Source organism: Hymenobacter rubripertinctus (assembly GCF_003583925.1).
In the GTDB taxonomy this organism is placed as follows: domain Bacteria; phylum Bacteroidota; class Bacteroidia; order Cytophagales; family Hymenobacteraceae; genus Hymenobacter; species Hymenobacter rubripertinctus.
Map to the genome: position 1 here is coordinate 79,345 of NZ_QYCN01000003.1, position 12,920 is coordinate 92,264.

Genomic DNA, 12,920 nt, shown 5'->3' on the forward strand with positions numbered 1-12,920 from the left:
TACTGCTGTTCGGTTGCCGAGGCATTTGCTTCATTCGAACGAAAGCCATTGGTACCCAGCCGCCAGAGCCGTTGAGAAACGAAAAAGAAGGCCGACCTACTGGCCGGCCTTCTCTCAAAAATCAAGCACAACTGACTAATTCTGCCACGTATCGGTGCGGGTGGCGGTGGCGCCGCTGGGCGTGAAGGCGCGGTTGGCCCCGCCTTCCCAGAGCACGTTACCGGCCGCGTCCTTGCGGAGGTACTTGTACTGCACGGCCGTGCCGCTGGTCAGGTTCACGGTGCCGCTCCATTTGGGCCAGGCCGCGCCGCTGAGCTTAATGGCGCTGGCCGCGTTCCAGCTGCCGAGCTGGGCAGTGCTGCCCACTACGTACACGTCCTGGCCGCTTACGGTATTGCTGTAGGTCACGTTGAAGGTCACGGCCGTGGTGGTGCCGCCGGTAGGAGGGGGCGTGGTGGTGGTGCCGCCGGTGGGCACCCACACGGCGTAGCTGCGGGCCGGCACCGAGAACGTGGCGAAACCGTTGGCGTCGGTGGTGGTGGTGCCACTCACGTTGCCGGTCTGGTCGGTGAGGGTGGCGTTTTTGAAAGGCGTCGTGATGCCTTTGCTGCGGCTGGAGCCGCCGTCGTTCAGCAGCACCAGCAGGCCTTTGTGGGTGGCGTCGCCGGCGCGGGAGTAGGCGTACACGTCGGCGTCATTTACGCTGGTATACTCAGTGGCGGCTCCGAAGCCGTTGGCCTGCCGGATCTGGATGAGCTTCTTGATCTGGGCGCCCAGGCCGTACTCGTAGTAATCCCGGTAGAACACGCAGGGGTAGCCCTTCTCGCGGGTCAGGATGTAGGCGTAGGCCAGCATCTTGAGGTTGGAAACCGGCGAAAACAACGCGCCGCCCGTCTGGTCGGTGTCGTGGTTATCGACGAAGGAAACCGACAGCGCCCCGTTGGCTTCCGTGAAGCCGGCGAACTGGAGGCCGCGCATGTCCCAGTTGCCGTTGCCGTTGCTCATGTCGGCGAAAGTATAGTGCAAAGGCACGTCGAAGAGGCTGGTCCGGCCGCCGGTGGCACTGGCGTAGTTGTTCATGTCCGACAGATTCCGGAACCAGGCCTCGCTCACGGCAAAGCGGCCGTTGGTCTTCACGTTATCGAGCCAGCGGTTCACATAGGCCGTCTGGATGTGCTTGGTGGCATCGAGGCGGTAACCATCCAGGTTGAGCTTGGTGGTAATCCAGTTGCCCCAGTTGATGGTTTCGTTGGCGTTATTGATGTCGTTGTACCGGATTTCGGAGCCCAGCAGGTTGTCGTAGGCGTCGTTGTTGGCGTAGGGCTGAAAATCGTAGGCGGCCCACTGGTACCAGCCGTTGTTGGGGGCCTGCTGGGTGGCCGAGAAGTTGTACCAGTGCCACTGGTAGTTGCTGTAGGTATTGTTGCGGCCGGGGTAGGTGAAGCTGGTGTACACGTTGTACTGGTTGTTGGCCAGCTCCTGGTTGTCGGCGAAGGTGAGGTGGTTCATCACCATATCCTCGTACACCTGAATGCCCTGGCCGTGCAGCGCCCCAATGGCCGACTGCAACTGCCCGATGGTGCCGTAACGGGTAGCCACGCTGCCCTTCTGGTTGAATTCGCCCAAGTCGTAGCGGTCATACACGCCGTAGCCCACGTCAAATTTGCTGCCGCCCTTGTAAGCCGGCGGCAGCCACATGGCCGTGATGCCGGCCGCTTTCAGCTCGGTGGCCTTGGCGCCCAGGTTCTGCCACCAGGTGCCGGCGGCGGTGGTTACGGGCACGTCCCAGTAGAAGCCCTGCATCATCACGCCGTTGGCTACGGTGGCGTTCTGGGCGGTGGAAGCCAGCGGAGCCGGCGTGCTGATTGGCTGGAGGTTCTCCTTACTGCAAGATGACAGCAACGAGCCCGCCGCCAGCAGCCCCGCCAGGGAGGCCGCCGCGAAAACGTTTTTCATAGAAAGGGGGAATTGGGTTGTGGAAGAGCCCTGGACCAGCGCAGTCCGGAACCGTAGAAAAGGCCGAGCACCCGGCCAGTGGCCCACCGGGCCGCCACCCGGGTGCTAAGCGGAAGCGAGGGGAGAGTTTAGTTCGGGACCCAGACCGAGTAGGAGCGGGCCGGCACCGGGAAGTTGGCGTAGCCGTTGGCGTCGGTGGTGATGGTGCCGCCGTAGTTGCCGGTTTTGTCGGTGAGGGTTTTGCTCTTGAAGGGCGACGTGATGCCCTTACTGCGGCTGGAGCCGCCGTCGTTGAGCACCAGCAGCAGGCCCTTGTGGGTGGCGTCGCCGGCGCGGGAGTAGGCGTAGTAGTCGGCGTCGTCTACGCTGGTGTACTCGTAGGAAGCGCCGTAGGCGTTGGCCTTGCGGATGCCCATCAGGGTTTTGATGGCGGTGCCGAGGTTGTAGTTGTAGTAGTCCTTGTAGAACACGCAGGGGTAGCCCTTTTCCCGGGTCAGGATGTAGGCGTAGGCCAGCATCTTGAGGTTGACCACCGGCGAGTTCAGCCCGCCGCCCACCTGGTCGGTGTCGTGGTTATCGACGAAGGAAACCGAGAGTGTGGGGTTCGACTCGGTGAAGCCCGCGAACTGCAGCCCGCGCATGTCCCAGCTGCCGTTGCCGTTGCTCATGTCCACGAAGGTGTAGTGCAGGGGCACGTCGAAGAGGCTGGTGCGGCCGCCGGTGGCGCTGGCGTAATTCTTCAGGTCCTGGAGGTTGCGGAACCAGGCCTCGCTCACGGCAAACCGGCCGTTGGTTTTCACCGCGTCCAGCCAACTGTTTACAAACGAGGTTTGCATGTGCTTGGTGGCGTCGAGGCGGTAGCCATCCAGGTTGAGCTTGGTGGTAATCCAGTTGCCCCAGTTCTTGGTTTCGGTGGCGTTGCTGGCGTCAGCGTAGCGGATTTCGGAGCCCAGCAGGTTGTCGTAGGCGTCGTTGTTGGCGTAGGGCTGGAAGTCCCAGGCGTTCCACTGGTACCAGCCGTTATTGGGGGCCTGCTGGGTGCCGTTGAAGTTGTAGTAGTGCCACTTGTAGGAGCTGTACGTATTGCCCCGGCCCGGGTAATTGAAGGCCGTGTACACGTTGTAGTTGGTGCCGCCCACGTTGAACTGCTCCTGGGCATCGGCCGAGGTCAGGTGGTTCATCACCATGTCCTCGTACACCTGAATGCCCTTGCCGTGCAGGGCCGTAACGCAGGTTTGCAGCTGGGCCAGGGTGCCGTAGCGGGTGGCCACGGTGCCCTTCTGGTTGAATTCGCCCAGGTCGTAACGGTCGTACACGCCGTAGCCCACGTCGTTCTTGCTGCCGCCCTTGTAGGCCGGCGGGAGCCACACGGCCGTGAAGCCGGCGGTTTGGAATTCGGTGGCCCGGGAGCCCAGTACCTGCCACCAGGTGCCCTGGGTGTTCGTGATGGGCACATCCCAGTAGAAACCCTGCAGCATCACGCCATTCGCTACGGTGGCATCCTGAGTGCTCGGGGCGGCCTGGGGAGCCGCTGCCGGGGCGGCCGTTTCTTTGGTGCAGGCCGACAATAAGGAGCCGGCCGCCAGTAGCCCCATAAGGGCCGCTGCCGATTTTGTAGACATAAAAGTGGGTGTTTTGGTTGGTGGGAATAGAACAATGCAAGTATAAAGTAGGAAAGTGGGAAATGTGCAATAGTATTCGGGTTGATATAAAATAAATAGTGAGTGCTTACTTACGGTTAATTACCTGTTTTATGGCTCCTAATGATGCTTCATTAACGCTTTTCAGTATAATTTACAAAGATTGAGTTATCGATAATGTTATATTTGCATCAACTGGTGCTGGGTTGACTGCGTGGTTTTTGGTCGCAGGCAGCCCGTAAAACGACAAAGGGCTGACCCGTGAGAGTCAGCCCTTTGGCAATGGTGGAAGCGCGGAAGCCTACAGTTCCGAAAAATCAAACGAAGTTTCCAGGAACTTGGTCGTGAAGTCGCCCTCTTTGAACTGGGCGTTGTCCATGAGCTTGAGGTGGAACGGAATGGTCGTTTTCACGCCCTCCACCACAAACTCGCTCAGCGCCCGCTTCATTTTCACGATGCACTCCTCCCGGGTCTGGGCCACGGTGATGAGCTTGGCAATCATGGAATCGTAGTTGGGCGGAATCTGGTAGCCCGCGTACACGTGCGTATCCACGCGCACGCCGTGGCCGCCGGGAATGTGCAGCACCGTGATTTTGCCCGGCGAAGGGCGGAACCCGTTGGCCGGGTCCTCGGCGTTGATGCGGCACTCCATGGCGTGCATCTGGGGGTAGTAGTTGTCGCCCGAAATCGGGATGCCGGCCGCTACCTTGATCTGCTCCTTGATGAGGTCGTAGTTGATGACTTCCTCCGTCACAGGATGCTCCACCTGAATGCGGGTGTTCATCTCCATGAAGTAGAAGTCCCGGTTTTTGTCTACCAGGAATTCGATGGTGCCCACGCCCTCGTAGCCGATGGATGATGCTCCGGCAATGGCTGCGCGGCCCATTTTCTCGCGCAGCTCATCGGTCATGAAAGGCGAAGGCGCTTCTTCCACCAGTTTCTGGTGGCGGCGCTGAATGGAGCAGTCGCGCTCCGAGAGGTGGCAGACGTGGCCGTACTGGTCGCCGCATACCTGAATCTCGATGTGGCGGGGCTCCTCCACAAATTTCTCCAGGTACATGCCGTCGTTGCCGAAGGCTGCCTTGGACTCGGTGCGGGCGTCGTTCCAGGCTTTCTCAAACTCGTCATCGGAGTTGATGATGCGCATGCCGCGCCCGCCGCCGCCGGCCGTAGCCTTCAGAATAACGGGGTACTTGATTTTGGCAGCAATTTTCTTGCCCTGCTCCACCGACTCCAACAACCCTACCGAGCCGGGCACTACCGGCACGCCAGCCTCAATCATGGTGGCTTTGGCCGAGGCCTTGTCGCCCATGCGGTTAATCATATCGGGCGAGGCGCCGATAAACTTGATGCCGTTTTCCTGACATACGCGCGAAAATTCGGCGTTTTCACTCAGGAAGCCATAGCCGGGATGAATCGCGTCGGCGTTGGTGATTTCGGCGGCGGCAATCAGCGTGGGGATGCTCAGGTAGCTCTTGGCCGAAGCCGCCGGCCCGATGCACACGGCCTCATCGGCGAAGCGCACGTGCAGGCTTTCCTTATCGGCAGTGGAGTAGACGGCCACCGTCTTGATGCCCATTTCCTTGCAGGTCCGAATCACGCGCAGCGCAATTTCGCCCCGGTTGGCAATCAGTATTTTTTTGAACACAGCTTCTGGGGAATTATGAATTAAGAATTAAGAATTATGCAGTATGGTTCGGACGAGTCAGGCTATCAGCGCGGCCAATTCATACTTCATAATTTATAATTCATAATTCTAGAGTGGTTCAATCAGGAACAATGGCTGATCATACTCGACGGGCGTCGCGTTTTCGACCAGGGCCTTCATCACGCGGCCCGATTGCTCGGCCTCGATTTCGTTGAATAGTTTCATGGCCTCAATGATGCAGATCACCTGCCCTTTCTCCACCGTATCGCCCACCTGCACGAACACCGGCGTCTCGGGGCTGCTGCTGCGGTAAAACGTGCCAATCATCGGCGACTTGAGCGGTACGAGGGTGCTGGCGGCTGGCTCGGCGGGCGCTGGCGCAGCGGCTTCCGGAGCGGCCGGAGCTGCAACCGGGGCAGCAGCGGGCGCCGGCGCGGCGGCGGGCGCTGCCGACATCGTTACCTGGGGCTTATAGCTGGCGTCACGTTGCACGGAGATCTTAAACTCATCCGTCTCGATGTTGACTTTGTTCAAACCGGACTTCGCGATGAAGTCGATGAGGTCTTGTAGTTCTTTGGCTTTCATGTGGTGGGGGAAGGCGTGGCAGGCTGCTTATTTAACGCGCTCGACGTAGCTGTAGTCGCTGGTTTTGATTCGGATCTTGGTGTCGGTATCAACGAATAGCGGCACCTGAATGCGCGCGCCCGTTTCCACGGTAGCGGGCTTGAGCGTGTTGGTGGCGGTGTCGCCCTTCAGGCCGGGCTCGGTGTAGGTCACCATCAGCTCCACGGTGGTCGGCAGCTCGGCCGTGAGGGGCAGCTCGGTTTCGGCGTGGAAGAGGATGCTCACCTCCTGGCCTTCCTTCATCAGGTCGGCAAAGGGCACCATCTCCTCATTAATCACCACCTGCTCGAAAGTAGCGTTGTCCATGAAGGTGTAGCCGTAATCGTCCTTGAACAGGTACTGGTGGGGGCGTTGCTCCACCCGGGCCGTTTCCACCTTCACGCCCGCGTTGAACGTGTTGTCGATGGTACGACCGGTTTTGATGTTGCGCATCTTGGTGCGCACGAAGGCCGGGCCTTTGCCGGGCTTCACGTGCTGGAATTCGGTGATGACGTGCAGCTCGTTGTTGTAATTCAGCACGAGCCCGTTGCGAAAATCTGCGGTGGTGGCCATGAGGTGGGAAGAGGAAATGAGTCAGTCACAACCAGGGAGTAAGGCGAAGCGGCCGTGCGGCGGGCGTCTTGTTCCCTGATTAAAGCGAGAGTGCAAGTATAGGTGGTTTTCCGGTTTTGCGCCGTGCGGACTACTGCGCGGCCGTGGCGGGCCGGGGGTCGTAGGCCCATTTGAGGTAGAGCGAACCCCAGGTGAAGCCCCCACCAAAGGCGGCAATAATCAGGTTGTCGCCTTTGCGCAGCTGGTGCTCGTAATCGGAGAGGCAGAGCGGAATGGTGCCGTTGGTGGTGTTGCCGTAGCGGTGAATGTTGAGCATCACCTTCTCGGGGCCAATGCCTACGCGGTGGGCGGTGGCATCAATAATGCGCTTGTTGGCCTGGTGGGGCACCAGCCAGTCGATGGTATCGGCGTTGAGGCCGTTGCGCTCGGCCACCTGGGCGGCCACGTCGGCCATGTTTTTCACCGCAAACTTGAACACGGCCGCGCCTTCCTGGTACACGTAGTGCTCCCGGCGGGCCACGGTTTCGGCCGAGGGCGGGCGGCGCGAGCCGCCGGCTTTCTGGTGCAGGTACTGCTCCCCGTTACCGTCGGAGTGCAGTTCCTGGTCGAGCAGGCCCAGGCCCTCGTGGTTGGGTTCGAGCAGGACTGCGCCGGCCCCGTCGCCGAAAATGATGCAGGTGGAGCGGTCGGTGTAGTCGATGATACTCGACATCTTATCGGCACCCACCACAATTACCTTTTTGCAGGTGCCGCTGGCAATGAACTGGGAGCCAGTGGCCAGCGCGTACATAAAGCCCGAGCAGGCCGCCTGCATATCGAAGCTAAAGGCCTTGGTGGCCCCCACGGCCGCCGAAATGATGTTGGCCGTGGCCGGAAATACCAGGTCGGGCGTGGTGGTGGCGCAGATAATCAGGTCAATGTCGGCGGCGGCCACGCCGGTTTTGGCCAGCAGGTTCTCCACCGCCTTGATGCCCATCACGGAAGTGCCCTGGTCGTCGCCTTTCAGAATGTGCCGCTCCTTGATTCCGGTGCGGCTCATGATCCATTCGTCGGTCGTGTCCACCAGGGTTTCGAGCTCCTGGTTGGTCAGTACATAGTCGGGCACGTACGAGCCCACCCCGGAAATGGCAGCGGTAATCTTCATTAGAGGAGAGAAGAGGGCGGAAGGCGCGGCACGGAAAAAGCCCGACCCCGTAGGACCGGACTCACCGCCGCGTTCAGGACTTAAAGGTGGATTTTATCTGGTCGGCAATGCCGGAGCTGGCCATTTGGTAGCCTTGCAGCAGCATGTTGCAGATGGCGGTGGGCGTACTCACCCCGTGCCCGATAATGGCGTTATCGTTGATGCCCAGAATGGGCGACCCGCCGATGGACTCGTAATTGAAATGGTCAAAAAACGGGTCGTGCATGTTTTTTTCGGCCATGATGTCGTACACCGATTCGGCCATTTTCAGCAGTACGTTGCCCGTAAACCCGTCGCAGACCACTACGTCGGCTTTATCGTTGAACAGGTCGCGGCCCTCGATATTGCCGATGAAGTGGATATGAGGGTTCACCTTCAGCAGCTGGTGGGCGGCCTGGGTAATGGCCGTGCCCTTGCCTTCTTCCTCGCCCAGGTTCATCAGGCCTACTTTGGGCTGCGCGATACCCAGCACGTAGTGCGCGTACAAAGAGCCCAGCTCGCCGAATTGCTCCAGCATTTCGGGCTTGCATTCGGCGTTAGCCCCCACGTCGAGCATGATGCCCATACCCCCGTGGAGCTTGGGCACAAAGTTGGCAATGGCCGGGCGCATAACGCCGGGCACTGCCTTCACGCTGAACATAGCCCCCACGAGCATGGCCCCGGTGTTGCCGGCCGAGCAGAAGGCCTCGACCTCGCCGGTGGCCAGCAGGCGGTAGCCCACGGCAATGCTGGAATCCTGCTTCTGTTGGTAAGCCTTGGCCGGATGCTCGCCCATCTCAATGATCTGGGAAGCGGGCACCAGGGTGAGGTTCTCGGCGGCCGCTCCGTGGGCCTCGAGCAGGGGGCGCACGGCGTTTTCCTGGCCGATGAGCACTATCTGAGCCTTGCCGGCCAGCAATTGGGCGGCCAGCACGGCCCCATCGACGGCGGCTTGAGGAGCAAAATCACCCCCCATTGCGTCCAGGGCTATCTTCATGAAAGAAAAGTCAAGAGGTCAGAATTGATTTAAGCTGTTAGCTGGTAGCTAATGGCTGTTAGCTTTCGTTGTGAAAAAGCTAACAGCCATCAGCTACCAGCTAACAGCTTAACCCTGGCGGCTATTCGTCGTCGCTGTCGAGCGGGGCGGCGGCGGCAACGGGGGCATAGTCCTTGATGGCTACTTTACCATTCAGGTACAGGTCGCCGTCTACCACGTAGGCCTTGTGGCGCAGGTGCAGCTCGCCGGTGTTGGCGCACAGCGTTACGGCTTTGGGGGTCAGCTTGTAGTGGCTACGACGCTTGTCGCGGGTAGCGGAGGAGGTCCGGCGTTTAGGATGTGCCATGGGTCAAAAAAAGTAAAAGGGAAACGTTAAAAAGGCAAAAGGCCGGCGGTGGCCGTTAGTTCAGGTTGCGCAGCGCGTTCCAGCGTGGGTCGGAGTCATCCTCGTCGTCGTCAGGGTTCTCGCCGCGGGTTGTGAAGATGAGCTTGGTTTTGGCGTCGGGTTCGTCGTCGGGCTCGTTCTGGAAGCGTGGGTGCAGTTTTTTCATCGGCAGGGCCAGCCCGATAAAGTCGAACAGGTGCTGAGCCAGCGGCAGCGTCTGGGTGTCGGGCGTAATTTGCAGCACGTTGTCGTCGAGCTCCTTTTGCTCGTCGCCGAAGCGCACAAGCAGCTGCTCCTGGGTATCAATTTCCTGGTCGTAATCGTCGAGGCTCCGGTCGCACACCTGGCGCACGGTGCCCTTCAGGTCGAAATTAACCGTAATCAGGCGCTCGGTTTTAATCAGCGTCACGTCGGCATGCACCTGGCCATCGGGAATAAGCTCCTGGTCGAATTGCTCGAAGAAGGCCCGGTCGAGGTCGAACGCAAAGTGGTGCGTTTTATCGGCCAGCCGGGCGATGTTGATGTTGTAGGGCGAATCCTTCTTCACGGGAGGTAGTTGCAAGGGGGCAAAAGTAGGCACTTTTACCCGGTATCGAAAAGGCGAAGGGCAGTAGCGTCAGGCGTTCTTAAGAATAAAATCCGACGGAATGCCCAGCCGCTCGTACAGGCGCTTGGCCAGATCGAGCGTCACGCGGCGCTTGCCACTCAGGATCTGGGAGAGGCGGCCGGCGGGTACTTCGAGCAGCTCGGCCAGTTCCTTCTGCTTGAGGCGCATCTGCTGGCGTTTGAGCTCGATCATCTCGGCCAGCGAGGTAGGCAGGTTCGGAATTGGCAGCAGCCCTAGCTTGCCTTCGTAGATGTCGAGGGCCGCAATCAGCTCCCGGAACTCGGTTTCCAGCGCCACGTTGCCCTCCACACCGGCCGCGGCCAGCGCATCGAGGCGGCGCAGGGCAGTACGGTAGTCGAGGGGCGTTTGGAGGAGCATAGTTCGTGTGAGCTGTTAGCCATTAGCTTTTAGCTGCTAGCGACGGGCAAGCAAAACGCCGGAGCCTAGTGGTTCCGGCGTTTCTGCTGCAAAGGTAAAACTCAATTCCGAATCTGCAAACAAACTTTCATTATTGAAAAGAAAGTTTCGAAAATGTATGCAGAGGCGAGAAGTCAGAGCATTATTCAGAGCACAGCTCTGAATAATGCTCTGACTTCTCGCCTCTCATTTACTCCCTTCTCCCCCGGTCGCGGGGGGCGGGGCCGGGGATGAGGGGCTTGATTTCGGCTTCGGCCTGGCGGTAACGCACCAGCTCGCAGGCCAGGTAAAGGGCTTCGCGGAAGGAGGTTTCGTCGGCTTTAAACTGGCCGGCAATGCCGTAGGCAGTGCCGTGGTCGGGGGAGGTGCGCACAACGGGCAGGCCAGCCGTGTAGTTGACGCCGCGCTCGAAGGCCAGGGTTTTGAACGGAATCAATCCCTGATCGTGGTAGAGCGAGAGCGTAGCGTCGAACTGCTGGTACTGGCCGGTGCCGAAGTAGCCGTCGGCGGGGTAGGGGCCATAGGTGAGGTGGCCGCTCTGCTGCAACTGCTGGAGCACGGGCGACACCACGGCGGCTTCCTCGGTGCCGAGCAGACCGTTTTCGCCAGCGTGGGGGTTAAGGCCCAGCACGGCAATCTTAGGCTTCTCAATGCCGAAATCGTTCTTGAGTGACGCCAGCAGAATGCGCAACTTGGCCAGCAGCAGCTCCTTGGTGAGGCGGGCGGGCACATCCTTGAGCGGAATGTGGCCCGTGACGGTGGCCACCCGCAACTCGTCGGCCACGAGCAGCATCAGGCTTTCCTTGGCCCCGAAGAAGCTGGTCAGGAATTCGGTGTGGCCGGGGAAGCGGAAGTCGTCGGCCTGGGTGTTTTCCTTGCTGATGGGGGCCGTCACGAGGCCGTCGAGCAGGCCGGCCTTGAGGTCGCGGGCGGCAGCGAGCAGGCTCTGGCGGGCCGCCGCGCCGCTGGCCGCGCTGGGCTGGCCGGGCGTGAGCTGCACGTCGTCGTCGCCTTCCCAGCAGCTCACGGCGTTGTGCTTGCCGGGGGCAATATCGGCCGCCTCGCGCACCTGCCGGAACCGCAACGGCTCCAGGTCGGGGTCGGCGGGGAAATCGTCGAAGAGCACGGCGGCCGTGCCGTACACCACGGGCGTGCAGAACTTGAGCAGGCGTGGATCAAGGAAGGTTTTATAGATGACCTCGGGGCCGATACCGGCCAGGTCACCGACGGAAATGCCAATACGTGGGAGCATTCTTTTGTTAGTGCTTAGTGCTTAGGCTGTTTGAGCGTTTCGGTGCTGCGTCGCACCCCACCCCCCGGCCCCCGGCCCCCTCCCCTCCGGGAGAGGGGGAGCCTGACGCGAGTTCAAAACAAATCGTTGAACGCACCCCCTCTCCCGGAGGGGAGGGGGCCGGGGGGTGGGGTGAATGCAAGAACCTTACGCCCGGTTCTTCAGAAACTCATACGTCATGCGCACGGCCGTGCCGGTGCCGCCTTTGCCGCGGTAGGAGTCGGGGGCAGTGAGGAAGGCGGGGCCGGCAATATCGAAGTGCACCCAGGGGTAGCCTTCAGCGTAGCGCTCCAGGAACTTACCGGCCGAAATGGCGCCGGCTTCGGCCTTGCCCAGGTTGGTCATGTCGGCAATGGGGCTCTTGATGTGGTCGGCGTACTCGTCCCAGAGCGGAAACTCGACCAGCCGCTCGTGGGTGGTGTGGCCGGCCTTCTTCAGGTCGGCCATGACCTGCTCGTCGGCGGTGCCCATGTACACGATGCCCTCGATGCCGATGGCGCGGGCCGCCGAGCCGGTGAGCGTGGCGTAGTCCATGACCAGCTCGGGGTCGTACTTTTTGGCGAAGGCCAGCGCATCGGCCAGAATCAGGCGGCCTTCGGCGTCGGTGTTGAGCACTTCCACGGTCAGGCCGCTGTACATCGTAATCACGTCGCCGGGAGCCAGGGCGGGGCCGCCGGGGCGGTTGTCGGTGGCCGGCACCAGCCCGATAACGTGCAGGGGCACCTTGTTTTTGGCCAGGGCCGTGAGCACGCCCACTACCACGGCCGAGCCGCCCATATCGCACTTCATCAGGTCCATGCTGTTGGGCGTGGGCTTGAGGCTGAGCCCGCCGGTATCGAACACCACCCCCTTACCTACCAGCACGATGGGCTTGGCGTTGGTAGCGCCTTCGGGCTTGTACTCCATAATGGTGAAGGTGGGCGGCTCGGGGCTGCCCTGGTTGACGGCCAGCAAGCCACCCATGCGCAGGGCCTCAATGCGTACCAGATCCAGGATTTCCACGTCGAAGCCGGCTGCGTCGCCGGCCTGCTCGAACTGCTGGGCCAGCTGGGTGGCATTCAGGTGGCTGTAGGGCATATTCACCAGGTCGCGGGCCAGGTACACGCCCTGGAGGATGCCGTCGAGCTCGGCCACTTTCTCGGCCGACAACTCGGGGCCGACCAGCGTGAGGCGTTCGAGCACCGGCGATTTCTTCGATTTCTCGTCGGTTTTGTAGCCCTCGAACTGGTAGGCCGTCAGGGCCAGGCCCTCGGCCAAAGCCAGCGAACCGCCGGCCGGGGTGAGGTTGCAAATGAATAGTTCCTCTACTTTATCGGCCTTGAGGCGGGCGTGGAGCTGGTGGCCGGCCTTGCGCAAGGCCTCGCAGCCCAGAGCCGCCGTTTTCTTGTCCTCGGCCACCACGTAGTAGTGGTGGTGGGAGTACTGGTTCACGGCCACGAACTTCTCGTCGGCGGCCAGCTGGGCAGCCACGTACTGGCGGGCGGCCTCGGGCAAATCGGCGGCGGCCGTTACGGGCAGCTCCCGGGTGCCGCTGGGCAGAATGAAAACGGTGCTGGCCGTGGCGGGAAAATCGGCGGCGTAGGCGAGGGATAGGGGCATGGGAAGATGTTGAGCTGTTAGCTTTTAGCTGTTAGCTTTTAG

Annotated in this window: 12 protein-coding genes; all 12 read right to left on the minus strand. The window is 60.9% G+C overall.

Annotated elements, in window-relative coordinates; genetic code table 11:
- Positions 1–135 precede the first annotated feature (135 nt).
- Positions 136–1,956: an alpha-amylase domain-containing protein gene (locus D0T11_RS02510; RefSeq protein ID WP_119654208.1), complete on the minus strand. Its 1,821-nt coding sequence runs from the start codon at positions 1,954–1,956 to the stop codon at positions 136–138.
- A gap of 128 nt (positions 1,957–2,084) precedes the next feature.
- Entirely contained in the window at positions 2,085–3,578 is a 1,494-nt protein-coding gene (locus D0T11_RS02515; RefSeq protein WP_119654209.1) for an alpha-amylase, read from the minus strand.
- 319 nt (positions 3,579–3,897) lie between these two features.
- Positions 3,898–5,244, minus strand: a complete 1,347-nt coding sequence (accC, locus tag D0T11_RS02520; RefSeq protein WP_119654210.1) for an acetyl-CoA carboxylase biotin carboxylase subunit — start codon at positions 5,242–5,244, stop codon at positions 3,898–3,900.
- A 108-nt stretch (positions 5,245–5,352) separates the two neighbouring features.
- Positions 5,353–5,829 carry an acetyl-CoA carboxylase biotin carboxyl carrier protein gene (accB, locus tag D0T11_RS02525; protein WP_119654211.1) on the minus strand — a complete coding sequence of 159 codons (477 nt, stop codon included), beginning with the start codon at positions 5,827–5,829 and terminating at the stop codon, positions 5,353–5,355.
- A 27-nt stretch (positions 5,830–5,856) separates the two neighbouring features.
- Positions 5,857–6,420, minus strand: coding sequence for an elongation factor P (gene efp, locus D0T11_RS02530; protein ID WP_119654212.1), 564 nt, complete (start codon positions 6,418–6,420; stop codon positions 5,857–5,859).
- Between the two features lie 130 nt (positions 6,421–6,550).
- Positions 6,551–7,564 (minus strand): beta-ketoacyl-ACP synthase III, encoded by a 1,014-nt coding sequence (locus D0T11_RS02535; RefSeq protein ID WP_119654213.1) that lies wholly within the window; start codon positions 7,562–7,564, stop codon positions 6,551–6,553.
- A gap of 73 nt (positions 7,565–7,637) precedes the next feature.
- Positions 7,638–8,579, minus strand: coding sequence for a phosphate acyltransferase PlsX (gene plsX, locus D0T11_RS02540; RefSeq protein ID WP_119654214.1), 942 nt, complete (start codon positions 8,577–8,579; stop codon positions 7,638–7,640).
- Between the two features lie 121 nt (positions 8,580–8,700).
- Positions 8,701–8,925, minus strand: coding sequence for a 50S ribosomal protein L32 (gene rpmF, locus D0T11_RS02545; RefSeq protein WP_119654215.1), 225 nt, complete (start codon positions 8,923–8,925; stop codon positions 8,701–8,703).
- Positions 8,926–8,980: 55 nt separating this feature from the next.
- Positions 8,981–9,526 carry a YceD family protein gene (locus D0T11_RS02550; protein ID WP_245990582.1) on the minus strand — a complete coding sequence of 182 codons (546 nt, stop codon included), beginning with the start codon at positions 9,524–9,526 and terminating at the stop codon, positions 8,981–8,983.
- A gap of 54 nt (positions 9,527–9,580) precedes the next feature.
- Positions 9,581–9,949, minus strand: coding sequence for a helix-turn-helix domain-containing protein (locus D0T11_RS02555; protein ID WP_119654217.1), 369 nt, complete (start codon positions 9,947–9,949; stop codon positions 9,581–9,583).
- 229 nt (positions 9,950–10,178) lie between these two features.
- Complete coding sequence (gene pdxA, locus D0T11_RS02560) at positions 10,179–11,240, minus strand: 4-hydroxythreonine-4-phosphate dehydrogenase PdxA (protein WP_119654218.1); 1,062 nt, start codon at positions 11,238–11,240, stop codon at positions 10,179–10,181.
- Between the two features lie 186 nt (positions 11,241–11,426).
- Positions 11,427–12,878 (minus strand): leucyl aminopeptidase family protein, encoded by a 1,452-nt coding sequence (locus D0T11_RS02565; RefSeq protein ID WP_119654219.1) that lies wholly within the window; start codon positions 12,876–12,878, stop codon positions 11,427–11,429.
- Positions 12,879–12,920: the final 42 nt, after the last annotated feature.